Source organism: Bradyrhizobium sp. MOS001 (assembly GCF_004634465.1).
Lineage (GTDB): Bacteria > Pseudomonadota > Alphaproteobacteria > Rhizobiales > Xanthobacteraceae > Bradyrhizobium > Bradyrhizobium barranii.
Genome location: NZ_SPVJ01000060.1, coordinates 14,023 through 38,911, shown reverse-complemented (window position 1 = coordinate 38,911; position 24,889 = coordinate 14,023). Strand labels below are relative to the sequence as shown.

Here is a 24,889-nt window from a genome sequence, read left to right as displayed (position 1 = left end):
CAGACGTCACAACCCCGTCCTCAAGGCCTTCTTTGAGCGCCTCGTGGCCAATGGAAAGCCGAAGCTCGTTGCCCTGATTGCCGTCGCCCGCAAGCTGCTGACCATCCTCAATGTCATGATCAGGACGAAAACACCATGGCAACCCGCTTGACAGCGAACACAGTCGCTCACCCGTCTCGCCGCTACGCGGCGAGCCACCCTCTCCCGCAAGGGGAGAGGGTAAGGGCGGTGCGTTCAGCGTCGAGTTTTAATCCCACACCGGCGCAAAGCCTGGATTGACGCAACGCCTGTCCTTGGGCAACGCCGCGATCTTCTTGCGGTCGGCATCGTCGAGCGTGATCTTCAGCGCATCGAGATTGGCCTGCTGGCTCTCGCGGCGCGAGGCCTTCGGGATCGCAGCGACACCGTTCTGGTCGAGCAGCCACTTCAGCGCGACATGCGCGGCGGTCGCGTTGTGCCTGGCGCCGATCTCGGCCAACGCCGTATCTGACGCGATGCGTCCTTGCGCGAGCGGGCAATAGGCGACCAGCGGGATCGATTTGGCGTTGAGATAGGCCAGCACCTTCGATTGATCGAGCATGGCGTGATATTCGATCTGGTTGCAGGCGATCGGCGCCTTGATGTCCTCGACCGCGATCTTGAGCAGCGCCGTGGTGAAATTGGCAACGCCGATCGCCCGCGTACGCCCTTCCTCCTTCAGCTTCATCAGGGTCTCGAACACCGCGCCCCAGTTCGCGGATTTCGACGGCCAGTGCACGAGGTAGAGATCGACATGGTCGAGCCGGAGCTTGGTCAGGCTGGCGTCGAAGGCGCGGCGGATCGCATCGGGGCTGAGATTCTCGTGCCAGACCTTGGTCGTGACATGCAGCTCGCCGCGCGGCAGCCGGGCCGCGGCGAGCGCGGCACCGATCGGCTCTTCATTGGCGTACATCTCGGCGGTGTCGATGTGGCGATAGCCGATCGACAGCGCGCTCTCCACCGCCGCGCGGCAGGCATCGCCCTGCATGCGGAAAGTGCCGAGGCCGAGCTTGGGCATGCTGATGCCCTGTGTCTTCAGATGATCCATGAGCTAACTCCTGACGTATTTCAGCCGCCGAACACGCGGTGGGGCCGCAAGGGCAGACTCTTCGGTGATGGAAAAGAAGTGGCGGGAATGGAGACTATAGCGCAGGAGACGCGAGGCGGCCAATCAAGATCGGGTTAGTGCTGGGATGCGCGATCCGTCCCCACCGTCATGCCCGGGCATAGCCGTCCGAAGGACGGCGTCGCTTCCGCTCGCCTATGCCCGGGCATCGACGTTCTCAGGGCCGAGCAGCAGGGCGTGGATGGCCGGGTCAAGCCCGGCCATGACGACGGAGAGAGTTGCCCACTCACGAATGCTGCGCGACCACGGCCGGGCGCGCCTGCGGCTGCGGCACGATGTCGACCGACCAGAGGTCGCGGTTGTCGACGTCTTTCAAGGTCACGGTCATCACGCCGCTCGCACCGTCGATATCGACCCTGCCGAAGAACTGCAGGCCGAAGCACGGCGCGAGGTTCTCCCCCTGCGCCTCGCTGCAGCCGTTCTGGTACATCGCGACCGGGCCAAACGTATTGTCGAGCTCGCCCGGACCCCAGGTGCCGGCATGGAGCGGGCCGGAGACGAACTCCCAGAACGGCTCAAAATCCTGGAATTGCGCCTTGTTCGGATCGTAATAATGCGCGGCGGTGTAGTGCATGTCGGCGGTGAGCCAGACGATGTTGCGGATGCCGGCGCGCTTGATGGAGCTGAGGAGGTCGGCAATTTCATGCTCACGCCGATCGGGCGCTCCATTGCCGAGCGCGACGGCATCGAGACTGACGAGGCCGATCGGCAGGTCGGCCGCGATCACCTTCCAGGTCGCACGCGAAGCGGCAAGCTCCCGCTTCAGCCAGGCGAGCTGCTCGGCACCGAGAATCCAGCCGCGATGGTCCTCGCCCTTGTTCCAACTGTCGTCACGGTAGCTGCGCATGTCGATCATGAAGACGTCGAGCAGCGGACCGTAAGCGATCTTGCGATAGACGCGGCCCTGTCGCGCGCCGACGTCGCGGATCGGCATGAAATCGAAGAAGGCACGGCGGGCGCGCGCGACCAGGCGCGGCGTGCCGTCGTCCTCATAGCCGGCGTCGTCATAGCTGCCGGTCGGCGACCAGTCGTTGGTGACCTCGTGGTCGTCCCACTGTGCGAACATCGGCACCTCCGCATGGAACGCGCGAAAATGCTCGTCGAGATGGTTGTATTTGTAGTTGCCGCGGAATTGCGCCAGCGTGTGCGCGGCCTCGGCTTTTTCCTCGGTCACCAGATTGCGCCAGGTCTCGCCGTTCGGCAGCTTCTGCTCAGAGGGAATCGTGCAGTCGGCGTAGATGTGATCGCCGGAGTGGATGAAGAAGTCCGGGCGATTGTCGAGCATGGTGCGATAGCTGCGATAGCCGCCGCGCGAGATGTCGATGCCCCAGCCCTGCCCCGCGACGTCGCCTGACCACACGAACGAGATCGATTGCCCTGCGGCCGGCGCTGTGCGGAAATGGCCGACGCGGCTTTCGCCGGCAATGCCGGTGGCGATGTCGTCGAAGCGCACGCGATAGAAGATGTCCTGCCCGGACGGCAGATCGTTCAGCAGCAGTTTTGCGGTGAAGTCGGCATCGGGCAGCGCGTCGCGCGAAGCTGACGCCATGATCGTCTTGAAACTCTCGACGGTCGCGCATTCCACCTGCATCCGCGCGGGCCGGTCGGCGCGCGCCCAGATCACGGCGGAGCCATCCGAGACATCGCCGGACTGAATGCCACCCGCGATCTGCGGGCGATCGGCGGCGCGGCTGATGGATGGCTTTGCGAGTGTGTCGAGCGCGGCAACGGCGAGGCTTGAAGTCGAGCGGACCAGGAACTGCCGCCGGGTCCATGCGCGCGAGGCGCGGAGCGTTGCCATTCAGGAAACCTTCGTCGAATCACGACGGAAGGTGCCTGCGCTCCTTGACTCCTATCCTGACGGTTTCTTGACTCCGCGCCTACGGTTTTGCGACGCCCGGATGACGCGAGAGATCCGGCTAGTGCTTCCAGTTGCAGATGCCGCCGGTGCGGCACGGCCAGGTCTGGATGCGGGTGTCCATCGCCTGCGCGTCCAGCGGATTGCCGCGACGATGTGCAAGCTTGGTGCGCGCTGCGCCGCGCGGCTGGGCGCTCCTGGCATGAACAACCTTCGGCCCGGTCACGTGCACGCGCTCGGCGGCAACTTTCTTCGGCACGTCGATGGGTTCGCCGCGCGCCTGCGCCTCGTTGCCACCCTTCGCCTCCAACGCGACCGGGGCGAACTGCGTCTCGGGCCCAAGCCGCTTCGGCGACAGCACCGCCTTGGAGAGATCGAGACCGAGATATTCGTCGGGCTTGTAGTCGTCAGCGCGCGCAATGCCGCCCCATGCGAGCACGAGGGCAACGGCAACTGCAAAAGAAACGCTCTTCAGGACCACGGACGCCTCCTGAAATCACTTATTTCAAGGGGTAATTTACCTCTATTTAGGAGGCGTCACGCGCAATTCCAGCGGCCAAGTGCCGCCGTGGTTAAGAAGTTTGGCGGTGTCAGGCGACCTTTCGCGCCGCACCCGTCCCGTCCAGGAACCCCATCAGGCGGCTGCGGATGATCTCTTCCGCCTCATCCATGATGCGATCGACGAGCTCCTTGCAGGAGGGGATGTCGTGGATCAGCCCTGCGACCATGCCGCAGCTCCAGGCACCCGCGTCCATCTGGCCGTCCAGCATGATCTTCGGATAGACGCCCGCGACCTGGTCGTGGATGTCGTCGATGCTCAGCTTGGCGCCCTTCTCGCGCTCGATCTCGAGCAGACGATCGACGTTGGCGTTCTTGAGCACGCGCTCGGTGTTGCGCAGAGCGCGCATGATCAGGCGGGTGTCGAGCTCGGTTGCCGCAACAAGCGCGTTCTTCACGTTCTGATGCACCGGTGCTTCCCTGGTGGCGATGAAGCGCGTGCCCATGTTCATGCCGGCCGCACCCAGCGACAGCGCTGCGACGAGGCTGCGCCCGTCCGCCATCCCGCCGGAGGCGACGAACGGGATCTTCAATTCCTCCGCCGCGCGCGGCAGCAGGATCATGTTGGGAATGTCGTCCTCGCCGGGATGGCCGCCGCACTCAAAGCCGTCGACGCTGACGGCGTCGCAGCCGATGCGCTCGGCCTTCAGGGAGTGGCGCACGGACGTGCATTTGTGGATCACCTTGATGCCGGCGGCCTTCAGCGCAGGCATGTATTGTTCGGGGCTGCGCCCCGCCGTCTCCACCGCCTTGATGCCGCCTTCGACGATGGCCGCGATGTATTCCGGATAAGGCGGCGCCGCGAAGGTCGGCAGGAAGGTGAGGTTCACGCCGAACGGCTTGTCCGTCATGTCGCGGCAGCGCGCGATTTCCTTCGCGAGCAATTCCGGCGTCTTCTGCGTGAGACCCGTGATGATGCCGAGCCCTCCGGCATTGGAGACGGCAGCGGCGAGTTCGGCAAAGCCGACGAAATGCATGCCACCCTGAATGATCGGGTGCTCGATGCCGAACAGTTCGGTGATCGCGGTCTTCACGTAGGGGCCTCCCGGATTTCAGTTTGTATTGGGATCAGTCTAGCCGCAGTCTTGCTCCGCGGTCACCATTTCTCTCCGAAGGGACGGATCTCCATCTCGAAGGTCCAGGCGCTCTTCGGCTGCTGATAGAGCTGCCAATAGGCATCCGCGACAGATGACGGCGGCATCAGAAGATCGGGATTATCAATCGCATTCGCCCCGAGCGCTTCGAGCCGGCGCTGCCGCACCCACTCGGTGTCGACGCCGGAATCGATGATGAGATGGGCGACGTGGATGTTGTTCGGCCCGAGCTCGCGCGCCATCGCCTGCGCCACTGCGCGCAGTCCGAATTTTGCGCTGGCAAAGGCAGCAAAGCCGCTGCCGCCGCGCAAGCTCGCCGTCGCACCGGTGAAGAAGATGTTGCCGCCACCGCGCGGCAGCATCAGCCGCGCCGCTTCTCTGCCGGCCAGGAAGCCGGAATAGCAGGCCATCTCCCACACCTTCCGGAACACGCGCTCGGTGGTGTCGAGGATCGGGAAATTGACGTTGGCACCGACGTTGAAGATGCAGACTTCGAGCGGCGCATGCTGGTCGGCGTCATTGAGGAAGGAGATGACCTCCTCCTCTTTGCGTGCATCGAGCGAGCGCGCGTGAATCTCGCCGCCGGCGGCCTCGATGTCCTTCACCAGCGGCGCCAGCTTGTCGCCGTTGCGGCGCCCGGCAAAGACCGTGAAACCTTCCGCGGCAAATTTCTTGGCGATCTCGGAGCCGATGAAATCGCCGGCCCCGATCACGGCGGCTGTCGCGTTTCGCTTGGGCAAGGTCACCTCCTCCTGTGGGAACGGCATGTGATTGAGCCGGAGGCTATAGTTCTAAAATAGAACTGTCAAACTACAGGGGTGAATGGTAGCCTGCAGCGAGAATAGCGCTGATCATTCAAGTCAGTTCCTTTTTCTGACTTACTACCCTTTGCCGGAGATCGCTACATGAAGTGGGACACGCTGGATGAAGAGCCCTGCTCGCTCTCCCGCACCATCGCCGTGGTCGGCGACCGCTGGACGCTGCTGATCCTGCGCGAATGTTTTTTACGCGTGCGCCGGTTCGAGGGATTTCAGTCCTCGCTCCAGATCACGCGGCACCTGCTCTCGGAGCGTCTGAAGAAGCTGGTGCGGTTCGGCATCCTGCGCCGCGTCCCCTATTCCGAGGCGCCCAAGCGCTACGAATACATCCTGACGCAGAAGGGCCTCGACCTCTACCCGATCATCATGGCGATGGTGCATTGGGGCGACACCCACATGGGCGACGAGCGCGGCCGCCCGCTGCTGCACCAGCACAAGACTTGCGGCAAGGAGTTCGACCCCGTGATGGTCTGCTCGGAATGCGGTGAGCCACTGCATGCGAAACAGGTGCATGTGCATGCGGGGCCGGGGCGGAAGGAAGCGGTGGGGTAGAGTGGCGCCAAGCAAAAGGTGTCGTGCCCCGCCTCGACCGGGGCATCCAGTCGGTGGGCCGTTCCTTGCTCATCGGAGCTCGCTTTCCATGGGAGCTTACGCGAAGGGAACGCCGTAATACGAGTTGATGCCGCGGACTGCCGCGTCGTCACCCCAGTTCCAGTCGCTTCGTTCGTCGTATTTCGGCGCGCCTTCGAGCGTCTTGGCGGTAATCCCGGTGACATAGCCGCCGAGCTCCGTATCGTATTTCAGCGACCGCCAAGGCAGCGGATAGTGGTCGTTGCCGAGGCCCAAGAAACCGCCGAAGCCGAGCACGACGTAGGAGACCTTTCCGCTGACCTTGTCGATCATCACGCGTTCGATCGAACCGATCTTGTTGCGATCGGCGCCATAGACCGATGTTCCCTCGACCTTGTCGCTGCCGATCAACCTGCCCATCTCGCTGCGGTCCAACTCGTCTTGCATCAGCATCCCAATTCTCCACTCAGCCAACGTGTGAACCAACCGGGTCTGCGAGCGAACGTTCCGGCGCATGTTCTGGTGGTCGCATCAGACACGGAGCACGGTCGCCAGGGGCGATCAGCGAGCGGCCGCGGCCTCCGGTAGCATCAGGAAATCATGCATCGCGGCAGCAGTCTGAAGCTGATCGATGCGCGCCATAACAGAATCGCGCTGCTGTCCATCCGGCAAGCACGACAGTTCGTGCTCGAGCCGCAGCTGCTCTGCCTTGAGACGTTGTTCGAACGTGTGGGGCTCAGATCGTCTTCGCATCTTCCGTCCTCGGTGGTTGCAGCCCCGAGCTGTTGGCCCAGCGCTCGACTTGCTCGATGACCTTCTGATGGCTCGGACGCACCGGTTTGGGCGCCTCGGGCTCTTCGGAAAGCTTACGGGGTAACCTGACTTCCTCCGTCATGGCCTGTTCTCCCTCTCTTCCGAAAGAACGCGCCACCGCCAGAGTTGTTTCAATAATAACTTATTGATTTCACTGATTATTTTTACTAATCTGACGATTTTTCCGACTCTTGTGGAACTCGCGCCAAACTCGTTCGTTGAGCAAACTACTCAACTTACTCACTTTGCGTGATCGACCATGAATGACCTTCGCGCCGAGCGCCTCCAGGTTATGCTCTCGCCGGAAGAGCTGGCCGCCGTCGATGATTTCCGATTCAAGCACCGCATGCCGACGCGCGCTGCGGCGGTCCGAGAGCTTCTCAAGTTCGGGCTCGCAGCCGCGGGCATCGAGACGAGCATCGACCCGTCGGCAGGCATCAAATCAAGCGAGTTTGGTGTCTTTGGTCGCGGTCCCGAAGGACACGCGCCGGCGAAGCCCGAGGGCGACACCGAGGATTGAGTCTCTCCCAAGCAAAAACGACCCCGGCACAGTGGCGTGCCAGGGCCGTCCTTGGAGATTGCTTCCGGCGCACCGGGGGCATGACAGCCGGAAGCAATCCGTCGACTCGTCGCGAAGGGATTCGTTCCTCGCGAGAACTAGCCGGTCGGCGCGTCGCCGGAATCGTCCGGCATCACGCCGGAGCCCGGTGTCTTGGTGTTGTCGTTGAGCTTGGGATCGCGCGTTGCTTCGCGCGACGGCGAGCCCTTCGAATCCGTCTTGTGCACGGCTTGCGCGCGCTGCTTGTCGCGCGGTTGATCTTCCGCCCGCTTGTCCTTGACGATGCCGTGGTCGGAATGCGCCATGATGTCCTCTCGCCTCTCCAGATGTCCTGAAGCGCTTACGCGCCGGCACAACGAATGTTCCGGCGCGCGAGGCCCGCAGCGCTAACTATGCGTGGCGTGGATCGCCGCCGATGCATTCTCCAGATGCACCTGCCGCACCGTCGTCACTGTCGCGAACGCGACCGAGACGCCAAAGGCGAGAATGAGCGAGAGAAGAGCCAGACGTGGAGCCATCGCAAAACCTCCTTCTGGAATCGAAATCAACGCGATCGACCGTTCGTGGATGATCCTGGATTGGTTGCTTGCATTCCGTGAGCGGTCTCACACGCAGATTCACAGAGATGAGAGCGCTCACGCATCCTGCGTTCGGAGGACGCGGACCTTTACGGGCGGGATTTCACCGTCCAGCCAGTCCTGCTCGTTCGCCAATGCCGTCCAGGCAGCCGCCATGCGCAAATAGCGTTTGTGGGTGGGCTGCCCTTCCGCGCGCTCGGCGAGCTGAAGGCAGTTGTCGGCGTTATCCCTGAAGATGTCAGACTGTTTCATACAGAAGATGTGGGAACGGAACTCTCGCTCCGCAATCGCCCTTACCGGATCGTAACGCCGGGGGAACTTCGCACGCCATCGGTCATTGGAGATGCATGAGGATTCTCGTCGCGATCATCCTGGCTTTCATCAGCACCTCGGCGTTCGCCGACAATATGGGTGAGCGAACGGCCGGCGACCGCGTGCCGACCGCAACCGATGTCATCACCGGCCTCTATAGCTTCAGCCGTTTCCAGCAGGGCCTGCTGGAAAGCACCGACCTGAAAGGCAATGCGGAGGTGAAGAATCTCGCGGCCCTGCGCGCCGAGGAGGCGGGCAAGCGCGACAAAACCCTGAAGCAGATTCAGGACGCGATCGGTGCGGAGCCGCACGCCGGCAAGACGACGTCAGTGAGCGCAAGCCTCGTCGAGCCCGAAAATGCGGATGGACCGACTTACGTCAGAAGCTTCTATGCCGCGCAAATCCCCGAATATGACTCCGCCATCAACCTGCTCGAGCGCTATCTGAAAGCGCCCGACAATCCTGCGCTCGCCGCCTTCGCGCGCGAGCAATTGCCGATGCTGCGCACGCAGGTGAAAGATGCGGAGCGCACCATGGCGGATAAATAGCAGCCCTATTTGTCTTCCGGATGATGCTGCTGGCTCTCCGGCCGCTGGTCGCGGTCCCCGTGGTCAGCGAATCAGCGCGTGACGTGGCGGAGCTTGCGGCAGGGTCGCCAGTCACAGCCCCGCGCCCGCTGGGCGCGCCAGCCCCCTCTCCTAGGACGGCTCGGAGCTCTGGTGCAGCGGCCGGCCGGCTTTTTCCTGAACGGGATGGAACCATCGTCACTCCTCACCGTTATTTTGGCCGGGCTGAGCACGGCAGGTTCCAATTCCAAGCGCTGCAACGTTGGCGCTTGATTTCGAATTTGGCTGACGGTCTATTTTGACAACTGCGTCACGCCTTGGATTCGGCCGACGCCGCGGGGGAATCAGTATGAGCGACCTCGATCCCGGAACTGCATCACGCTCCGGTCGTCGCGTCCCAAAGCCAAAAACCAATGGTATGTCGGACCCGGATTCGCGGCCGGAATTGCTGCTCGCCTTGCAGGCGATGCGCAGCGGCGATTTTTCGGTGCGGATGAGCGGGGACTATCTCGGCATCGACGGCAAGATCGCCGACACTTTTAATGAAATCATCGCCGCCAACCAGCGCATGGCGCAGCAGCTCGAGCTGGTCGGTCAGGTCGTGGGGCGCGAGGGCAAGACCCGCCAGCGCGTGAAGTTCGGCCTCGCCAGCGGCTCCTGGGCCGACATGGAAGGCTCCGTCAACACGCTGATCGACGACCTCCTGTGGCCGACGCGCGAAGTGACGCGCGCGGTCGCTGCGGTGGCGCAAGGCGACCTGCTCCAGACTGTCAAGCTGGACGTCGACGGCCGCCCGCTGCGCGGTGAATTCCTGCAGTCGGCGACCATCGTCAACACCATGATCAAGCAGCTCGGCGTGTTCACCTCCGAGGTGACGCGCGTGGCGCGCGAGGTCGGCACCGAAGGCAAACTCGGCGGCCAGGCCCAGGTGCCGGAAGTGACCGGCGTCTGGAAGGATCTGACCGAGAGCGTCAACTCGATGGCGAACAACCTGACCAACCAGGTTCGTAACATCGCCGAGGTGACGATCGCGGTCGCCAACGGCGACTTGTCCAAGAAGATCACCGTCGACGTCCGCGGCGAGATCCTTCAGCTCAAGGAAGCCATCAACACGATGGTGGACCAGCTGCGCTCCTTCGCCTCCGAAGTGACGCGCGTGGCGCGCGAGGTCGGCACCGACGGCAAGCTCGGCGGACAGGCGATCGTGCCCGGCGTCGCCGGCACCTGGAAGGACCTGACCGACTCCGTGAACGCGATGTGCGGCAACCTCACCGCCCAGGTCCGCAACATCGCCAACGTGACGACCGCCGTGGCGCGCGGCGACCTGTCGCGCAAGATCACGGTGGACGTGCGCGGCGAGATCCTGGAGCTGAAGGACACCATCAACACGATGGTGGACCAGCTCAACTCTTTTGCCTCCGAAGTGACGCGCGTGGCGCGCGAGGTCGGCACCGAGGGCAAGCTCGGCGGCCAGGCCCAGGTGCCCGGTGTGGCCGGCACCTGGAAGGACCTCACCGACAACGTCAACTTCATGGCGTCGAACCTGACCGCGCAGGTCCGCAACATCGCCGACGTCGCGACCGCGATCGCCGGCGGCGACCTGTCGAAGAAGATCACGGTGAACGTCTCGGGCGAGATCCTTCAGTTGAAGGAAACGCTCAACACCTGCGTGGACCAGCTCAATGCCTTCGCCGGCGAAGTCACGCGCGTGGCGCGCGAAGTCGGCACCGAGGGACGGCTCGGCGGCCAGGCCAACGTGCTCGGCGTCGCCGGCACCTGGAAGGACCTGACGGAAAGCGTCAACTCGATGGCGTCGAACCTGACCGCGCAGGTCCGCAATATCGCCGAGGTGACCACGGCGGTCGCCGGCGGCGACTTGTCGAAGAAGATCACCGTGGACGTGCGCGGCGAAATTCTGGAGCTGAAGGACACCATCAACACCATGGTGGACCAGCTCAACGCCTTCGCCGGCGAAGTCACGCGCGTCGCGCGCGAGGTCGGCACCGAAGGCAAGCTCGGCGGTCAGGCCGTCGTGCGCGGCGTCGGCGGCACCTGGAAAGACCTGACCGATTCCGTCAACTCGATGGCCTCGAACCTCACCGGTCAGGTCCGCAACATCGCCGAAGTCGCGACCGCGGTCGCCAAGGGCGACCTGTCCAAGAAGATCACCGTGAATGTGTCGGGCGAAATCCTTCAGCTGAAGGAAACGCTCAACACCATGGTGGACCAGCTCAACGCCTTCGCCGGCGAAGTCACGCGCGTCGCGCGCGAGGTCGGCACCGACGGCAAGCTCGGCGGCCAGGCCGACGTGCCCGGCGTCGCCGGCACCTGGAAGGACTTGACCGACTCCGTGAACTCGATGGCGGGCAACCTCACCGCACAGGTTCGTAACATCGCCGAGGTCGCGACCGCCATCGCCGGCGGTGACCTGTCACGCAAGATCACGGTGGACGTCCGCGGCGAGATCCTTCAGCTCAAGGACACGCTGAACACGATGGTCGACCAGCTCAACCGCTTCGCGGGCGAGGTGACGCGCGTGGCGCGCGAGGTCGGCACCGAAGGCCGCCTCGGCGGCCAGGCCAACGTGCCCGGCGTCGCCGGCACCTGGAAGGATTTGACCGACAGCGTGAACTCGATGGCGGGCAACCTCACCGCCCAGGTCCGAAACATCGCCGAAGTGACCACCGCCGTGGCGCGCGGCGACTTGTCCCGCAAGATCACCGTGGACGTGAAGGGCGAAATCCTCGAGCTCAAGAACACCATCAACACCATGGTCGACCAGCTCAACGCCTTCGCCGGCGAGGTCACGCGTGTGGCGCGCGAGGTCGGCACCGAAGGCAAGCTCGGCGGTCAGGCCGAGGTGTCCGGCGTCGCCGGCACCTGGAAGGACCTCACCGACAACGTCAACTTCATGGCCTCGAACCTGACGGCCCAGGTCCGCAACATCGCCGAGGTCGCGACCGCGATCGCCGGCGGCGACCTGTCGAAGAAGATCACGGTGGACGTGCGCGGCGAGATCTTGCTGCTCAAGGACACCTTGAACACGATGGTGGAGCAGCTGCGCTCCTTCGCCGCCGAAGTGACGCGCGTCGCGCGCGAGGTCGGCACCGAGGGCCGGCTCGGCGGTCAAGCCGTCGTGCCCGGCGTCGGCGGCACCTGGAAGGATCTCACCGACAACGTCAACCTGCTGGCCGCGAACCTCACGACGCAGGTCCGCAACATCGCCGAGGTCACCACCGCCGTCGCGCGCGGCGACTTGTCCCGCAAGATCACCGTGGACGTGAAGGGCGAAATCCTCGAGCTGAAGAACACCATCAACACCATGGTGGACCAGCTCAACGCGTTTGCCGGCGAAGTCACCCGCGTCGCGCGTGAAGTCGGCACTGAAGGCGAACTCGGCGGCCAGGCCCAGGTGCCCGGTGTGGCCGGCACCTGGAAGGACCTCACCGACACCGTCAACTTCATGGCGGCGAACCTGACCGAGCAGGTCCGCGGCATCGTCAAGGTGGTGACCGCAGTTGCGAACGGTGATTTGAAGCAAAATCTCACTGTGAAATCCAAGGGCGAGGTCGCGGCGCTCGCCGACACCATCAACAACATGACCGAGACGCTCGCGACCTTCGCCGATCAGGTGACGTCGGTGGCGCGCGAGGTAGGCGTCGAGGGACGGCTCGGCGGCCAGGCCGACGTGCCGGGTGCAGCCGGCACCTGGAAGGACCTCACCGGCAACGTCAACCTGCTCGCAGCCAACCTCACCTCGCAGGTGCGCGCGATCGCGGAAGTCGCGACCGCCGTGACCAAGGGCGACCTGACGCGGTCGATCCAGGTCGACGCCCGCGGCGAAGTCGCCGAGCTGAAAGACAACATCAACACGATGATCACGAACCTCCGTCTCACGACGGACGTGAACACAGAGCAGGACTGGCTCAAGACCAACCTCGCCAAATTCACCAACATGCTCCAGGGTCAGCGCGATCTCACCACCGTCGGCCGGCTGCTGCTGACCGAATTGTCACCCCTAGTGAACGCCCATACCGGCGTGATCTACCAGGTCGAGAACGAGGATAGTCCGCGGCTCCTGTTGCTCGCCTCCTATGCCGGCGACGGCGTCTATCCCTATCAGCGCGTGCTCCCGCTCGGCGACGGCCTGATCGGCCAATGCGCCCTCGACAGACGGCCGCGCGTCATTGCCGACATTCCACCCGACGTGGTGCCGATCAACTCGGCGCTGTTCCGCGTCGCGCCAAAGAACCTCGTCGTGCTGCCGGTGCTGTTCGAAGGCCAGGTCAAGGCGGTGATCGAGCTCGCCTCGCTGACCTCGTTCACGACCTCGCAGATGACATTCCTCGAGCAGCTTACCGACTCCATCGGCATCGTGCTCAACTCGATCGAGGCGACGATGCAGACCGAAGGCCTGCTCAAGCAGTCGCAGCAGCTTGCCGGCGAGCTTCAGACCCAGCAGCGCGAATTGCAGCAGACCAACGACCAGCTCGAGCAGAAGGCGCAGCAGCTCGCCGAGCGCAACGTCGAGGTCGAGCGCAAGAACCAGGAAATCGAGCAGGCCCGCCGCGCACTGGAGGAAAAGGCGACCGAGCTCGCGCTGACCTCGAAGTACAAGTCCGAATTCCTCGCCAATATGAGCCACGAGCTGCGCACACCGCTGAACTCGATCCTGATCCTGGGACAGCAGCTCACCGACAATCCGGATGGCAACCTCTCGGCCAAGCAGGTCGAGTTCGCCCGCACCATCCATGGCGCCGGCACCGACCTGCTCAACCTCATCAGCGACATCCTGGATCTCTCCAAGATCGAATCCGGCACGGTGACGGTCGACGCCGAGGAGATTCTGACTGCAAACCTGCTCGAGACCGTCGGGCGGCCGTTCCGGCACGAGGCGGAAAACCGCAACCTGTCGTTCAAGATCGACGTCGACCCGAACCTGGCCCGCAGCATCGTCACCGACTCCAAGCGCCTGCAGCAGGTTCTCAAGAACCTGCTTTCCAACGCCTTCAAGTTCACCGCCGAAGGCGAGGTGCGCCTGAAGGTCGTCGCCGCGGTCGGCGGCTGGGGCACGGATCATCCGGTGCTGAACTCAGCGCCGGCGGTGATCGCGTTCGAAGTGACGGACACCGGCATCGGCATTCCCCTCGAGAAGCAGAAGCTGATCTTCGAGGCGTTCCAGCAGGCGGACGCCGGCACCAGCCGCAAATACGGCGGCACCGGTCTCGGACTTGCGATCAGCCGCGAGCTCGCGAGCCTGCTCGGCGGCGAGATCCATCTGCGCAGCGCGCCCGGCAAGGGCTCGTCCTTCACGCTCTATCTGCCGCTGAAATATTCCGGCCCGACGCTCGCGCCGCGTGCACCCGCGCCGCAGCAGTACAGTCAGCCACCGGCGTTGCAAGCGGCTGCGCCCGAACAGCAGCGCGTCATCGAGCAGATTGCCGACGACCGCCTCAACCTCGCGCCCGGCGATACCATCCTGCTCATCGTCGAGGACGATCCGCATTATGCCCGCGTGCTGGTCGATCTCGCCCGTGACAAGGGCTTCAAGGTTCTGGTCGCCGCGCGCGGCGCGGAGGCGCTGGAGCTCGCCAAGCAGTATCAGCCGCGGGCCGTTTCGCTCGACGTGTTCCTGCCTGATATGCTGGGCTGGACGGTGCTGAGCCAGCTCAAGCACAATCCGCTGACCCGCCACATCCCCGTGCAGATCATCACGCTCGACGAGGACCGCCAGCATGCGCTGGCCCGCGGTGCCTTCTCCTTCGTCAACAAGCCGACCACGACCGAGGGCGTCTCAGCCGCGCTGACGCAGATCAAGGAATATGCGCGGCCGCGGCGCAAGCGGCTCCTGATCGTCGAGGACAACGAGGCCGAGCAGCTCTCGATCCGCGAGTTGCTGCATCACGACGACATCGAGATCGTGACGACGGATACCGGCGCCGGCGCGCTCTCGACACTGCGCGAGGCACCCTGCGATTGCGTGGTGCTCGACCTGCGGCTGCCCGACATGAGCGGCTTCGAGGTGCTGGACCAGATCCGCAACGACGAGGCGCTGTCGAACGTTCCGGTGGTGGTCTTCACCGGCCGCGAGCTCTCGGCGGAGGAAGATGCGGAACTCCACACCATGGCGCGCAGCATCGTGGTCAAGGGCGTGGAATCGCCGGAGCGCCTGCTCGACGAGACCGCCTTGTTCCTGCATCGCGTCATCACGGAACTGCCGGTCGAGAAGCAGCGCATGCTGGAGAAGCTGAACAGTTCCGACGAAGACCTGATCGGCAAGACCGCCCTGCTCGTCGACGACGACGCCCGCAACATCTTCGCGCTGTCGAGCGTCTTGGAACGTCGGGGCATGAAGGTGCTGACGGCCACGACCGGCCGCGAGGCGGTAACGCTGGTCGAATCCAATCCGGAGATCGCCATCGTGCTGATGGACATCATGATGCCGCAGATGGATGGCTATCAGACCATCGGCGTCATTCGCGAAAATCCGGCCTTCGCCCGCCTTCCGATCATCGCGCTGACAGCCAAGGCGATGAAGGGCGACCGTGAGAAATGCCTGGAAGCCGGTGCGTCCGACTACCTCGCCAAACCCGTCAACACCGATCAATTGCTGCTTGCAATCCGCATGTGGCTGCACCGCTGAGTTTGGATCCGCGAATGGACCACGAAAAGGTCAACATCCTCCTCGTCGACGACCAGCCGGCCAAGCTGCTCGCCTACGAGGTGATCCTGAAGGAACTCGGCGAGAACCTCGTGATCGCATCATCGGGCCGCGAGGCGCTGGAGGTGCTGCTCAAGACCGAGATCGCGGTGATCCTGGTCGACGTCTGCATGCCCGAGCTCGACGGATTCGAGCTGGCCGCGATGATCCGCGAGCATCCGCGCTTCCAGAAGACCGCGATGATCTTCATCTCGGCCATTCAGGTCAGCGATATCGACCGCTTACGCGGCTACGAGATGGGTGCCGTCGACTACGTCCCGGTGCCGGTCGTGCCGGAGGTGCTGCGCGCCAAGATCAAGGTGTTCGCCGAACTCTACCGCAAGACACGCGAGCTCGAACGGCTGAACCAGGAGCTCGAAGACCGCGTTCGCGCACGCACGGCCGAGCTGGAGAATTCCACCGCAAAGCTGCGCGAGAGCGAAGAGCGGCGCAGCATGGCGATCGCCGCCGGCAAGATGGGATCGTGGGACTGGGACTGGGTCAACGGCGACTGGATGTGGGACGAAGGCCAGTACCGCATCTTCGGCGTGACGCCGGAGACCTTCAACGTCACCTCAGCCAACATCCAGGCGCTGCTGCACCCTGATGACGTCGACCAGTTCGGCCAGGCGATTGCCGCGTTCAACACCGGCGCGCACGCCTATGAAGGCGAGTTTCGCGTCAGCCGGCCCGATGGCGAGGTGCGCTGGTGCGTCGGCACGGCAGCCGCGACGGTGGACCAGGGCGGCCGCGTGGTGCGCGTGAGCGGCGTCACCGTGGACATCACCGAACGCAAACGCGCGGAAGAGAGACAAAACCTGCTGGCGCGCGAGGTGGATCATCGAGCCAAGAACGCGCTGGCGCTGGCGCAATCGATCGTGCGCCTCACCCGCGCCGACGAGGTCAAGGCTTACGTCAACGCCGTCGAGGGGCGCATCAACGCGCTGGCGCGCGTGCACACGATCCTGTCGCTGTCGAGCTGGCAGGGCGCCGAACTCTCAAGGCTGATCGACGAGGAGCTCGCGCCCTACTCGCTCGGCGGCCAGATCAAGCTGGCCGGTCCGGAAGTTCAGCTGGCGCCGGCGACAGCGCAGACGCTGGCGCTGGCGCTGCATGAGCTTTTCACCAACTCGGCGAAATATGGCGCGCTCTCGACGCGGTCTGGGCGGCTTGCGATCGGCTGGCAGGTCGAGGACGACCACCTCACACTGACCTGGGACGAAACCGGCGGTCCGCTGGTGAGGACGCCGAAATCCCGTGGCTTCGGCACGCGGAGCCTGCTTGCCAGTGTGGAATCGCAACTCGGCGGACAGGCGGAATTCAACTGGCGTGCCGAAGGCCTGTTGTGCCGCCTTGAGGTGCCGCTGACGCGGAAGACCGTAGCGCCGCCGGCCGCGAGCAAGTTCGGCGTGGCTCCGTCCGAACCCCTTCAGCGGGCCTCAGGCTAGCGCGTTTGCGAGCGAAGTGGGCTCCGGTTCGCGCGTAAAGATAGGAATCTGGAGCTTCGGCCCTGATTCACTCAGAACCGATCATGATCTAGCGCGTCGCGGCGACCCTCATGCTCTGCATCGCCTGCGGTTCGTCAGCGACACGTCCTTCCAGCCAGGCTTCCGTTTGCGAAAGCTCGCGCAGCGCCCGCGCGTAACGGCGGGCTGCGCTCCGCTCGGCGCCGCGCGGCAGCCTGCGCGCCTTGCGCAGCATGTCCGCAGCCGCGTTGCGATAGGCCAGCGAGCGATAGAGAAAGACGACCTTACCCATATCGAATGTTCCCGTGTTGATGGCATTCATCCTCGCAAGACCGCCATGAACGTCGGATGAAGCGGGGAATGACAAAATCGTCATGACAATGGAACCCGCAATCGTCGCATGCGTTTTATGCCACACCGCGAGGCGGTTCCATGCGCGGGAAAAAGTCGCCGAGCCTCATCTCTCCGACCGGCGTCATCAAGCTGATGACGCATGCGATGATGGGCGCAGCCCTCGGCCTTGTCTTCGGTCTCGCCCTCGTCCTGTTCAATCCGGCCGTCGCAAATTTGTTGAACCACGGCGGACATTCGGCCGGCATGGTCTTCATCATCACACTGGTGACGACGTTCGCGATCGGCGCAACGCTCACGGGCCTCGTGTTCATCCTCGCCGAGGACAAGGAATTTTGAAGCGCGCGTGACGCGCACCGGGCGATTTCGTTCGGAACTCCTGCAGCAAATGGCGGTTGGCTGCCTGCGTCAATTCAACTCAGGGAGTTCCCGCGCATGAAAACCACCAAGCTCGCTCTTACCGTGATGTTGGCAACCGGCCTCGCCGCCGCTCCGTTCGCCGTGCAGGCCAAGTCGCATAAGGCCAAGCATGGATCCGCTATGTCCTCGTCGCAGACCACGGGTGCCAACACCAAGTCCTCCAAGGGCGCTGATCCCTCCGGTCAAGGTGGTTCTGGCCCCGGCTCCGACCAAGGCGGCACCATGACGAACAACAAGGGCGGCATGAGCAACACCAAGTGAGCTCCGGCCGACAATCAAAGGCCTCGCGGCGACGCGGGGCCTTTCGCTTTGGAGCTGGAGTTTGGAGCTAGATTGGGAATCCTTCCAGCGTCGCATCGCTAAAGCGGCCGTCCCGTGGCATTCGCCTTCACGAGATGCTCCAGCCGTGCACGTTTGCGTGCGATCAGGAGCTGCGCTGCGGCATCGTCGAGACCCTCGCGCTGCAATTGCCGGATGGCGGAGCCGAGTTCGAGAATTTCGGCGCGCAGTTTTAGAATCCGGTACGTGTCCGGGTCTTCTTCCACCGCACGCTCCCAAAATTCTCAGCGGCGCGCGATCACGCGCAGCGGACTACCGGATGTCGTTGCAGGACGAAGGCGGACCCGCTCGCGGACGTCAGGCAAGACATCGCCGCCACCGGCCGCCTTCCATTCGCCGATCAGCAGGTTGATTTTCCGGCGCAGATCCATCTGCGCCAGGGCCTTTTCTGTGCAGTCGCGGTCGCGATCGACGAGGTCGCGCACAGACACCTCGATGTCGGCCATCTCGAGCCTCAAGGCGCTGATTTTGCGTCGAATTTCATTAATTCTGTTGTCCATGGCTTGTTAGAACAAAATAAGAACATATAGTCAAGTGACGATTTGAGAACGGAGAGGCCAGATGCAGGTTCAGGGTAAATACGACGCCAGGGTTTTCCTCACGGAGCAGATGACGAGAGCGCAGGGGCTGAGGCTGAAGCGTCTGAGCGAGGAAGCCTATCAGCCCACTCAATACGATCGGGCTCTGTCCTCCACTGAGGCTGCGCGCCGCATTCGAGCGCTGGAAGACGAGATCGAGTTGGCGAACTCCTTCTGAGGAACGCGGCCAGCGCATTTGGAACGTAGGGTCAGTGATGCGGTTCTTTCCCGGGCCAAGGGAGAGAGTTGATGGCACGCAAGGCAAAGAAACGCCGCTACTCACGCAGCGCCAGCAGTGATGTCGAGCGCGAGATGCGCGGTTATAAGAAGGGCACCGCGAAAAGCGGCCCCGGCGGTCGTGGCGGACGCGTGAAGAGTCGCAAGCAGGCGATCGCAATCGGCCTGTCGGAAGCGCGCGCGAAGGGCAAGAAAGTCCCGAAGAAGGCGTCGAAGCGGAAAACGTCCAAGAAGAAGACAGCCAAGAAGACGGCCAGGAAGACGACCAAGACAACGAAGAAGACCTCGAAGCGCAAATCCAGCAAGCGGTAACGCCCACCCGCGTCAGATCATGCTGCCCGGCATGAAGCAGCGGATCGAAATCCCGAACGCAGTCTTCACCGGCCATACCATGGTGTGGCCAGCCCGGTTTGGCTCGGTGATGACGGCCTCATCAGGCACATCCACCCACTGCCCGTCGAGCCGCACGCGATAGTGCCCATCGTGCGATTCCCAATCGGGGTCGGATACAGCAAAGCCATCTGCATCCGAGCAGCAGGGCCCAAGATGGCTGCGCAAGCTGTCGAACCAGGGTTTCAGGGGCGAGTTGGCGTAGCGGCCATCGTCGCGCCCCAGGGCGCTTCCGGTCGTCAGGACAAGCGGCGCCACAAGCAGCGCACACCTCAGCGAGAGCTTCAATCGATCCATGTCGGCACCGATCAAATGCGAACCACCGGTTCCACAAGAAGGCCGGGCGTTCGAAGTTCCACTCCTGCAATTCGCCTGGGCGTCTTCATTGACGCCAAAGCCCAACACGTGATTCCGAACTGTGACGAGCGAACGCGGCTTTTTCGGACGAACCCGTCATCAACGCTGCCGTTAACGAGAATGTTATCGGCACCTGTGGGAATCTTCCAGACGCGCACGAAAAAGGCGGCCCGCAGGCCGCCTTTTGAGTTTGCCGCGGGAAGCGCGAGGCTTAGGCCAGCGGCACCGCGACGAACCGCGTCGCTTCCTGGCTCTTCACCTGCAACAGCACGCTGTTCTTGCCGGACGATTTGGCCTGCGCCAGCTCGGAGCGGACGTCACCGACATTGGCAACGGCCTTGCCACCGACATTGAGAATGACGTCGCCGGTCTGGATGCCGCGCTGCGCGGCGGGTCCCTGCGGATCGACCTCGGTCACGACCACGCCCTTTTGGCCCGCGCCCTGGACGTCGCCTGCCGGCGCCAGGCTGAGACCGAGGCGCGGCGTGCCGGTGTTCGGCTGCGCCTTGCCCTCGCCGGCCTTGGCCTGCCGCTCGTTCGGCAACTCGCCGAGGGCGAGTGTCACCGTCTTGCTCGCGCCTTTGTGGAAGACGTCGAGCTTCACGGACGTGCCCGGCGCCAGGGTGGCAATGGTGCGGGCGAGATCGCGGGAGTCCTTGATCGCGGTACCGTTGACGGCGGTGATGACGTCGCCCGCCTCGATGCCGGCCTTCGCCGCGGGGCTGCCGTCCTGCGGATTGTCCACGATCGCGCCGCGCGCCTCCTTGAGGCCGAGGCTGTCGGCGATCTCGGCGCTCACCGGTTGCACCTGCACACCGAGCCAGCCGCGGGTGACCGAGCCCTTGTCCTTCAGCTGCGCGACGACGAGCTTCGCGGTCGAAGCCGGAATGTCGAAGCCGATACCGACCGAACCGCCGGAGGGTGAGAAGATCGCGGTGTTCACGCCGATCACGTTGCCGTTCATGTCGAAGGCCGGACCGCCGGAATTACCCTTGTTGATCGGCGCGTCGATCTGGATGAAGTCGTCATAGGGACCGTTGCCGATGTCGCGACCATTGGCCGAGACGATGCCGGCGGTCACGGTGCCACCGAGGCCGAAGGGGTTGCCGACCGCGACCACCCAGTCGCCGATGCGCGGCTTCTGGTCGGAGAATTTGACGAACGGAAAGTCCCTCTTGCCATCGACCTTGATCAGCGCGAGATCGGTCTTCGGATCGGTGCCTACCACCTTCGCGGTGTAGCTCGTGCCGTCATCCATGGTCACCTGTACCGACTCGGCGTGATCGACGACGTGGTTGTTGGTCACGGCATAGCCGTCGGCGGAGATGAAGAAGCCGGAACCCTCGCCCGTGATCATCTGGTGGCGCTGGCGCGGCATGCCGTTCATGCCACCCGGGCCGCGGAAGCCGAACTGCCGCGAAAACTGGTCGAACGGCGAATCCTCGTCCGAATCCATCCGGTTCTGTTGCAGCATCGCGCTCTTGTCATTGTCCTGGTCGATCCTGACCCGCACCGAGATGACGGCGGGTTTGACCTTGCTGACGAGATCGCCGAAGCCCGGCGGCGTCGCGGCGGCTTCCGCCGCCTGGGCCGGCCCGATGAAGGAATTCAGACCGAACTGCGAAGAGGCGGGAGAGGCAGCGAGCACGGCCACGCCAAGCGCGGCCACGGTGCCCAGCAGCGCAAGCCGGCGCGGCTTCAAGATCTTGCGGGACGTGGTGGTGTCGGAATTGACGTGATCGTTCATGTCGAAATGTCCATGTTGGGTAAGTCGCCTTGCAACCAACATGGACATCGTCACCTTACGGCGTCCCGTCCGTCCGATTAAATCTTGGCAAAGGTGCCGCGAAAATCAGGGCTGCACATTTGATGCGGCTCAACGCAGGCCCCGTGCGCCGTGATAGACTGCGGCCACTGGATGATGTCCACCGGAGGCGCGCCATGTACAAAGACATTCTCGTCCACATCCCGACCGAGCGCCCGATGAGCGCGGTGATCGACGGCTCGATCTCGCTCGCGGCGAGACTCAACGCACACGTCGACGCGGTCGCCGTCGGGTACGTCGCGAGCAGCACTGCCTATGTCCTGGATGGCGGTGCCGCCGTAGCGGCGGTGTTCGAGATGGAGCGCGAGCGCGCGGTGGAGCGTGCCGAGGCCGCGTTGGCGATATTTCGGAGCGAAGCCACGAACGCCGGCATCTCCTGCACCTGCCACCCGCTCGGCGCAATCCCCGCGGACGCAGCCGGCTCGCTCGGCGAGATGGCGCGGCTCCACGATCTCAGCATCGTGCTGCAGCCCGATCCGGCGCAAGGCTCATTCGACAATGATATGCCCGGCGAGATCCTGTTCCAGGCGGGCGGACCGGTGCTGTTCCTGCCCTACACCTTTCGTGGGTCATTCAGGGCGAACCGGATCGGCATCTGCTGGGATGGCAGCCGCCTCGCCGCTCGCGCGATGCGCGACGCCGCTCCCTTCCTGGCCCGCGCCGAGGAGATCGTGATCATCACGATCAACGAAGCCGACGCGGTTCCCGACGAGGTCTCAGCAAGCCATCTGGCAAGACACCTCGGCCGGCGCGGATTGTCGACCCGCACCGTCAGCCTGTCGGCGGCGCGCTCCGACATCCAGCCGACCATCCTGTCGCTGGCCGCCGACGAGAGCCTCGATCTCCTGGTCATGGGCGGCTACGGCCACTCGCGGTTGCAGGAACGCTTCCTCGGCGGCGTCACCCGCGCCATGCTGGAAGCCATGACGGTCCCGACGCTGATGTCGCATTGATCGAGAGATGATCCGCAACGGACCGACGCGCTCACGCCGCGGCGGGGGTCTCAAATGGCGCGGTGGCGATGGCGTCGTCCTCGGGTTGCGCATTGCACGCGTCGAAATGCGCCTTCAGCGCAATCTCGGCGAGGTATTCGAAATGTTCGGCTTGCCCAAGGAGTTGCCAGTTCTGGAGCGGCCGATAGGCCGCCTGCTGACGACAGAGAGACGCCAGCGCCCGGTAGCGACGTACGTTCTCCATGAGACCCTCCCTCGCATTCACTGAGCTTATTGCCCTGATTTACGTCAGGCCGATGGCGGTTATGCAAAACATTTACTGCGTGCGAGGCGCCCCGCGCAACCTGGGTTAACGTCTGGGAAACGCGCAGGCCTCCATTGGTTCCTATCGGAGAACCCCACGTGGAACTCATTGGCCAGGCGTAGCGCTGGCGCGCGACGGAGATGCCGATCAGATCAAGATACCGTTCGATCGATTCCGGCCACCCGATGAGATTGCCCTGCATTTCTGCGCAGAACTCTAGCGCGAGGAAGGCCCGCTGCGCCGTGCAGCGTGCCCTGTAGAACCTCGGACGGAATGGCACGCCATGGTACAACCAGTGCGACGCCGGCTCTGCCACGCCGGTATGCCGTATTCTACCGGGTGAGCGCGGTCTCGCCGGCCCGGATCGTCTGCGCCGAACCATGTTGCAGCTTCGGAACCCTGCCGGCCTCCGCAGCAGCGCGGATGGCGGCGATGTTGCCCGCATAATCGGCGCTGCTCTTGCCGCGGAACACGGCCGATCCTGCCACGAGGGTGTCGGCGCCCGCGGCAGCCACAGCGGCGGCATTGTCGCGCGTGATGCCGCCATCGACCTCGAGCCGGATCGGCCGGTCGCCGATCATGCTTCGAATGCGCCTGATCTTCTCGATCTGGGAGTCGAGGAAGGACTGGCCGCCGAAGCCGGGATTGACCGTCATCACCAGCACGAGGTCGAGACGATCAAGCACGTATTCGATCGCGGCTTCCGGTGTAGCCGGACACAGGCTGACGCCAGCCTTCTTGCCGAGCGCACGGATGGCCTGGAGCGAGCGGTCCAGATGCGGGCCGGCTTCGGCATGAACCGTGATGACGTCGGCGCCTGCCTTTGCGAACGCCTCCAGATAGGGATCAACAGGCGCGATCATCAGATGCACGTCAAAGATCTTCGCCGTCGCCGGCCGGATCGCCTTGATGACGTCGGCGCCATAGCTGATGTTCGGCACGAAATGTCCGTCCATGACGTCGCAGTGGATCCAGTCGGCGCCGGCAGCATCAATAGCCCTGATCTCCTCGCCGAGGCGCGCGAAATCGGCGGCCAGGATCGAAGGCGCGATGAGGATTTCTCCCGTCATGACTTCGCACTCCTCTGCGCGTCCGCACCACCGCTGAAAACGCGGCTCGCAAGGACATCCGTCGGATCGATCGTTTCGAGATCGGCGACATCGAGCATGCGGTCGAGATCGGAGACGAGGCGATCGGCCTGGCGGAGGCGGATACGATCGACCGCGTTGCGGATCGAGCGCGCGTTGGAGAAGAAGGGCTGGGTCCGGCGCAGTGCGATGTATTTTTCGAAGGCCCCGCGCGCCGCCGCCGAGAAGCGGTATCCACGCTCCTTCAGCATCAGCTCGGCGATGACGAGAAGCTCGGCTTCCGCATAGTCCGGGAAGTCGATGTGATGGGCGATGCGCGAACGGAAGCCCGGGTTGGAGGCGAAGAAGCTCGTCATCCGCTCGCCATAGCCGGCGAGGATCACGACGAGGTCCTCGCGCTGGTTCTCCATCACCTGGAGCAGGATCTCGATCGCCTCCTGGCCGTAATCGCGCTCGTTGTCAGGCCGGTGCAGATAATAGGCCTCGTCGATGAACAACACGCCGCCCATCGCCTTCTTCAATATCTCCTTCGTCTTCGGCGCGGTATGGCCGATATACTGGCCAACGAGATCGTCGCGCGTCACCGAGATCACCTGCCCGCGCCGCACGAAACCGAGGCCGTGCAGGATCTTTGCCATGCGCAGCGCCACCGTGGTCTTGCCCGTGCCCGGATTACCGGTGAACGACATGTGCAGTGTCGGGGGCGACGATGCCAGTCCCGCACGCTGGCGGATGCGCTCGATCAGCAGCAGTGACGCGATCTGACGCACGCGGTTCTTGACCGGCCGGAGGCCGATCAGCTCCTGCTCGAGCTGTTGCAGCGTGTCAGTGATTCCGGCCGCCTCGGCCTCCTTGCGGAGATCGAAGCTGGTCTCGCTGGTTTCAGCGGTCGTCGCATGAGGGACATCAAGCATCGGCACCTCGAAGAAAAGAGCTTCGCCGCGGGGGGAGCGGCGAAGCAGTGGTCCGCCAAGGAAACGGAGCAGGGAGTGCTCCGCGCGGAGAGGAATG

Annotated in this window: 28 protein-coding genes and 1 pseudogene; 11 read left to right on the top strand and 18 right to left on the bottom strand. The window is 63.9% G+C overall.

The features are described from left to right. A pseudogene (locus CT676_RS38925) lies at window positions 1-151 on the top strand (IS110 family transposase); the annotation flags it as partial. A 96-nt stretch (window positions 152-247) separates the two neighbouring features. Here CT676_RS38925 and CT676_RS38920 read toward each other — a convergent pair. The 5 genes from CT676_RS38920 to CT676_RS38900 form a co-directional block, all read right to left on the bottom strand. Next, complete coding sequence (locus tag CT676_RS38920) at window positions 248-1,066, bottom strand: aldo/keto reductase (protein ID WP_135216840.1); 819 nt, start codon at window positions 1,064-1,066, stop codon at window positions 248-250. Between the two features lie 304 nt (window positions 1,067-1,370). Then, the gene (locus CT676_RS38915) at window positions 1,371-2,945 is read right to left on the bottom strand and encodes an alkaline phosphatase D family protein (protein ID WP_135216839.1); all 1,575 of its coding nucleotides are present in this window, start codon (window positions 2,943-2,945) and stop codon (window positions 1,371-1,373) included. Between the two features lie 118 nt (window positions 2,946-3,063). Continuing rightward, entirely contained in the window at window positions 3,064-3,483 is a 420-nt protein-coding gene (locus tag CT676_RS38910) for a hypothetical protein (protein WP_085401305.1), read from the bottom strand. 109 nt (window positions 3,484-3,592) lie between these two features. Then, entirely contained in the window at window positions 3,593-4,594 is a 1,002-nt protein-coding gene (locus CT676_RS38905) for a nitronate monooxygenase family protein (protein ID WP_085401306.1), read from the bottom strand. A gap of 62 nt (window positions 4,595-4,656) precedes the next feature. Next, window positions 4,657-5,394, bottom strand: a complete 738-nt coding sequence (locus tag CT676_RS38900; protein WP_085401331.1) for an SDR family oxidoreductase — start codon at window positions 5,392-5,394, stop codon at window positions 4,657-4,659. Between the two features lie 165 nt (window positions 5,395-5,559). Between CT676_RS38900 and CT676_RS38895 the strand changes: the two genes are divergently transcribed. Next, window positions 5,560-6,024 carry a helix-turn-helix domain-containing protein gene (locus tag CT676_RS38895; protein ID WP_085401307.1) on the top strand — a complete coding sequence of 155 codons (465 nt, stop codon included), beginning with the start codon at window positions 5,560-5,562 and terminating at the stop codon, window positions 6,022-6,024. 96 nt (window positions 6,025-6,120) lie between these two features. Here the strand turns inward: CT676_RS38895 and CT676_RS38890 are convergent, their stop codons facing one another. Together CT676_RS38890 and CT676_RS44545 are read right to left on the bottom strand one after the other, a co-directional pair. Next, window positions 6,121-6,495 carry a PRC-barrel domain-containing protein gene (locus tag CT676_RS38890; protein ID WP_135216838.1) on the bottom strand — a complete coding sequence of 125 codons (375 nt, stop codon included), beginning with the start codon at window positions 6,493-6,495 and terminating at the stop codon, window positions 6,121-6,123. Between the two features lie 283 nt (window positions 6,496-6,778). Next, the gene (locus CT676_RS44545) at window positions 6,779-6,937 is read right to left on the bottom strand and encodes a hypothetical protein (RefSeq protein ID WP_166350489.1); all 159 of its coding nucleotides are present in this window, start codon (window positions 6,935-6,937) and stop codon (window positions 6,779-6,781) included. A gap of 177 nt (window positions 6,938-7,114) precedes the next feature. Here CT676_RS44545 and CT676_RS38880 point away from each other — a divergent pair, with 177 nt between their 5' ends. Then, a complete protein-coding gene (locus CT676_RS38880; protein WP_028148230.1) occupies window positions 7,115-7,375 on the top strand; it encodes a hypothetical protein in 261 nt (86 codons plus the stop codon). Window positions 7,376-7,512: 137 nt separating this feature from the next. Here the strand turns inward: CT676_RS38880 and CT676_RS38875 are convergent, their stop codons facing one another. From CT676_RS38875 to CT676_RS38870, 3 genes are all read right to left on the bottom strand, one after another. Continuing rightward, window positions 7,513-7,719 carry a hypothetical protein gene (locus CT676_RS38875; RefSeq protein WP_028148231.1) on the bottom strand — a complete coding sequence of 69 codons (207 nt, stop codon included), beginning with the start codon at window positions 7,717-7,719 and terminating at the stop codon, window positions 7,513-7,515. 81 nt (window positions 7,720-7,800) lie between these two features. Continuing rightward, the gene (locus tag CT676_RS46170; RefSeq protein WP_256376429.1) at window positions 7,801-7,932 is read right to left on the bottom strand and encodes a hypothetical protein; all 132 of its coding nucleotides are present in this window, start codon (window positions 7,930-7,932) and stop codon (window positions 7,801-7,803) included. 117 nt (window positions 7,933-8,049) lie between these two features. After that, complete coding sequence (locus tag CT676_RS38870; protein ID WP_085401310.1) at window positions 8,050-8,244, bottom strand: hypothetical protein; 195 nt, start codon at window positions 8,242-8,244, stop codon at window positions 8,050-8,052. A gap of 95 nt (window positions 8,245-8,339) precedes the next feature. On the opposite strand from CT676_RS38870, the gene CT676_RS38865 reads away from it, so the two are divergent. From CT676_RS38865 to CT676_RS38855, 3 genes are all read left to right on the top strand, one after another. Continuing rightward, window positions 8,340-8,852 (top strand): DUF4142 domain-containing protein, encoded by a 513-nt coding sequence (locus CT676_RS38865; protein WP_085401311.1) that lies wholly within the window; start codon window positions 8,340-8,342, stop codon window positions 8,850-8,852. 367 nt (window positions 8,853-9,219) lie between these two features. Then, on the top strand, window positions 9,220-15,513 hold the full coding sequence (locus CT676_RS38860; RefSeq protein ID WP_085401312.1) for a HAMP domain-containing protein: 6,294 nt from the start codon (window positions 9,220-9,222) through the stop codon (window positions 15,511-15,513). Window positions 15,514-15,527: 14 nt separating this feature from the next. Further along, a complete protein-coding gene (locus tag CT676_RS38855) occupies window positions 15,528-17,018 on the top strand; it encodes an HWE histidine kinase domain-containing protein (RefSeq protein WP_135216837.1) in 1,491 nt (496 codons plus the stop codon). An 88-nt stretch (window positions 17,019-17,106) separates the two neighbouring features. Here CT676_RS38855 and CT676_RS38850 read toward each other — a convergent pair whose 3' ends face one another. Continuing rightward, window positions 17,107-17,328 carry a hypothetical protein gene (locus CT676_RS38850; RefSeq protein WP_085401333.1) on the bottom strand — a complete coding sequence of 74 codons (222 nt, stop codon included), beginning with the start codon at window positions 17,326-17,328 and terminating at the stop codon, window positions 17,107-17,109. Between the two features lie 140 nt (window positions 17,329-17,468). On the opposite strand from CT676_RS38850, the gene CT676_RS38845 reads away from it, so the two are divergent. Both CT676_RS38845 and CT676_RS38840 read left to right on the top strand, forming a co-directional pair. After that, complete coding sequence (locus CT676_RS38845) at window positions 17,469-17,726, top strand: hypothetical protein (RefSeq protein ID WP_085401313.1); 258 nt, start codon at window positions 17,469-17,471, stop codon at window positions 17,724-17,726. A 96-nt stretch (window positions 17,727-17,822) separates the two neighbouring features. Further along, window positions 17,823-18,068, top strand: coding sequence for a hypothetical protein (locus CT676_RS38840; protein WP_063984953.1), 246 nt, complete (start codon window positions 17,823-17,825; stop codon window positions 18,066-18,068). 98 nt (window positions 18,069-18,166) lie between these two features. Here CT676_RS38840 and CT676_RS38835 read toward each other — a convergent pair whose 3' ends face one another. Together CT676_RS38835 and CT676_RS38830 are read right to left on the bottom strand one after the other, a co-directional pair. After that, the gene (locus tag CT676_RS38835) at window positions 18,167-18,352 is read right to left on the bottom strand and encodes a hypothetical protein (RefSeq protein ID WP_085401314.1); all 186 of its coding nucleotides are present in this window, start codon (window positions 18,350-18,352) and stop codon (window positions 18,167-18,169) included. A gap of 18 nt (window positions 18,353-18,370) precedes the next feature. Continuing rightward, complete coding sequence (locus CT676_RS38830; protein ID WP_038958668.1) at window positions 18,371-18,592, bottom strand: hypothetical protein; 222 nt, start codon at window positions 18,590-18,592, stop codon at window positions 18,371-18,373. 115 nt (window positions 18,593-18,707) lie between these two features. Between CT676_RS38830 and CT676_RS38825 the strand changes: the two genes are divergently transcribed. Together CT676_RS38825 and CT676_RS38820 are read left to right on the top strand one after the other, a co-directional pair. After that, window positions 18,708-18,902, top strand: coding sequence for a DUF3072 domain-containing protein (locus CT676_RS38825; protein ID WP_028148240.1), 195 nt, complete (start codon window positions 18,708-18,710; stop codon window positions 18,900-18,902). A 71-nt stretch (window positions 18,903-18,973) separates the two neighbouring features. Then, entirely contained in the window at window positions 18,974-19,273 is a 300-nt protein-coding gene (locus CT676_RS38820; RefSeq protein WP_085401315.1) for a DUF6496 domain-containing protein, read from the top strand. Between the two features lie 12 nt (window positions 19,274-19,285). On the opposite strand, the gene CT676_RS38815 is transcribed toward CT676_RS38820, so the two are convergent. Both CT676_RS38815 and CT676_RS38810 read right to left on the bottom strand, forming a co-directional pair. Then, entirely contained in the window at window positions 19,286-19,648 is a 363-nt protein-coding gene (locus CT676_RS38815; protein WP_028148242.1) for a hypothetical protein, read from the bottom strand. Window positions 19,649-19,919: 271 nt separating this feature from the next. Continuing rightward, a complete protein-coding gene (locus CT676_RS38810; protein ID WP_063984957.1) occupies window positions 19,920-21,455 on the bottom strand; it encodes a Do family serine endopeptidase in 1,536 nt (511 codons plus the stop codon). Window positions 21,456-21,649: 194 nt separating this feature from the next. On the opposite strand from CT676_RS38810, the gene CT676_RS38805 reads away from it, so the two are divergent. Continuing rightward, the gene (locus CT676_RS38805; RefSeq protein ID WP_085401316.1) at window positions 21,650-22,486 is read left to right on the top strand and encodes a universal stress protein; all 837 of its coding nucleotides are present in this window, start codon (window positions 21,650-21,652) and stop codon (window positions 22,484-22,486) included. Window positions 22,487-22,517: 31 nt separating this feature from the next. Here CT676_RS38805 and CT676_RS38800 read toward each other — a convergent pair whose 3' ends face one another. From CT676_RS38800 to cbbX, 3 genes are all read right to left on the bottom strand, one after another. Continuing rightward, a complete protein-coding gene (locus CT676_RS38800) occupies window positions 22,518-22,730 on the bottom strand; it encodes a hypothetical protein (RefSeq protein WP_028148245.1) in 213 nt (70 codons plus the stop codon). A gap of 392 nt (window positions 22,731-23,122) precedes the next feature. Beyond that, window positions 23,123-23,860 (bottom strand): ribulose-phosphate 3-epimerase, encoded by a 738-nt coding sequence (rpe, locus tag CT676_RS38795; protein ID WP_085401317.1) that lies wholly within the window; start codon window positions 23,858-23,860, stop codon window positions 23,123-23,125. Further along, window positions 23,857-24,792: a CbbX protein gene (cbbX, locus tag CT676_RS38790; protein ID WP_085401318.1), complete on the bottom strand. Its 936-nt coding sequence runs from the start codon at window positions 24,790-24,792 to the stop codon at window positions 23,857-23,859. Before cbbX ends, rpe begins: the two co-directional genes overlap by 4 nt. Window positions 24,793-24,889: the final 97 nt, after the last annotated feature.

What these genes read in the sequence shown, in the direction of transcription:
- CT676_RS38920 (WP_135216840.1), bottom strand. Translation starts at nt 1,066, where the DNA reads ATGGATCATCTGAAGACACAGGGCATCAGCATGCCCAAGCTCGGCCTC.
- CT676_RS38915 (WP_135216839.1), bottom strand. Translation starts at nt 2,945, where the DNA reads ATGGCAACGCTCCGCGCCTCGCGCGCATGGACCCGGCGGCAGTTCCTG.
- CT676_RS38895 (WP_085401307.1), top strand. Translation starts at nt 5,560, where the DNA reads ATGAAGTGGGACACGCTGGATGAAGAGCCCTGCTCGCTCTCCCGCACC.
- CT676_RS38890 (WP_135216838.1), bottom strand. Translation starts at nt 6,495, where the DNA reads ATGCTGATGCAAGACGAGTTGGACCGCAGCGAGATGGGCAGGTTGATC.
- CT676_RS44545 (WP_166350489.1), bottom strand. Translation starts at nt 6,937, where the DNA reads ATGACGGAGGAAGTCAGGTTACCCCGTAAGCTTTCCGAAGAGCCCGAG.
- CT676_RS38880 (WP_028148230.1), top strand. Translation starts at nt 7,115, where the DNA reads ATGAATGACCTTCGCGCCGAGCGCCTCCAGGTTATGCTCTCGCCGGAA.
- CT676_RS38875 (WP_028148231.1), bottom strand. Translation starts at nt 7,719, where the DNA reads ATGGCGCATTCCGACCACGGCATCGTCAAGGACAAGCGGGCGGAAGAT.
- CT676_RS46170 (WP_256376429.1), bottom strand. Translation starts at nt 7,932, where the DNA reads ATGGCTCCACGTCTGGCTCTTCTCTCGCTCATTCTCGCCTTTGGCGTC.
- CT676_RS38870 (WP_085401310.1), bottom strand. Translation starts at nt 8,244, where the DNA reads ATGAAACAGTCTGACATCTTCAGGGATAACGCCGACAACTGCCTTCAG.
- CT676_RS38865 (WP_085401311.1), top strand. Translation starts at nt 8,340, where the DNA reads ATGAGGATTCTCGTCGCGATCATCCTGGCTTTCATCAGCACCTCGGCG.
- CT676_RS38860 (WP_085401312.1), top strand. Translation starts at nt 9,220, where the DNA reads ATGAGCGACCTCGATCCCGGAACTGCATCACGCTCCGGTCGTCGCGTC.
- CT676_RS38855 (WP_135216837.1), top strand. Translation starts at nt 15,528, where the DNA reads ATGGACCACGAAAAGGTCAACATCCTCCTCGTCGACGACCAGCCGGCC.
- CT676_RS38850 (WP_085401333.1), bottom strand. Translation starts at nt 17,328, where the DNA reads ATGGGTAAGGTCGTCTTTCTCTATCGCTCGCTGGCCTATCGCAACGCG.
- CT676_RS38845 (WP_085401313.1), top strand. Translation starts at nt 17,469, where the DNA reads ATGCGCGGGAAAAAGTCGCCGAGCCTCATCTCTCCGACCGGCGTCATC.
- CT676_RS38840 (WP_063984953.1), top strand. Translation starts at nt 17,823, where the DNA reads ATGAAAACCACCAAGCTCGCTCTTACCGTGATGTTGGCAACCGGCCTC.
- CT676_RS38830 (WP_038958668.1), bottom strand. Translation starts at nt 18,592, where the DNA reads ATGGCCGACATCGAGGTGTCTGTGCGCGACCTCGTCGATCGCGACCGC.
- CT676_RS38825 (WP_028148240.1), top strand. Translation starts at nt 18,708, where the DNA reads ATGCAGGTTCAGGGTAAATACGACGCCAGGGTTTTCCTCACGGAGCAG.
- CT676_RS38820 (WP_085401315.1), top strand. Translation starts at nt 18,974, where the DNA reads ATGGCACGCAAGGCAAAGAAACGCCGCTACTCACGCAGCGCCAGCAGT.
- CT676_RS38815 (WP_028148242.1), bottom strand. Translation starts at nt 19,648, where the DNA reads ATGGATCGATTGAAGCTCTCGCTGAGGTGTGCGCTGCTTGTGGCGCCG.
- CT676_RS38810 (WP_063984957.1), bottom strand. Translation starts at nt 21,455, where the DNA reads ATGAACGATCACGTCAATTCCGACACCACCACGTCCCGCAAGATCTTG.
- CT676_RS38805 (WP_085401316.1), top strand. Translation starts at nt 21,650, where the DNA reads ATGTACAAAGACATTCTCGTCCACATCCCGACCGAGCGCCCGATGAGC.
- CT676_RS38800 (WP_028148245.1), bottom strand. Translation starts at nt 22,730, where the DNA reads ATGGAGAACGTACGTCGCTACCGGGCGCTGGCGTCTCTCTGTCGTCAG.
- rpe (WP_085401317.1), bottom strand. Translation starts at nt 23,860, where the DNA reads ATGACGGGAGAAATCCTCATCGCGCCTTCGATCCTGGCCGCCGATTTC.
- cbbX (WP_085401318.1), bottom strand. Translation starts at nt 24,792, where the DNA reads ATGCTTGATGTCCCTCATGCGACGACCGCTGAAACCAGCGAGACCAGC.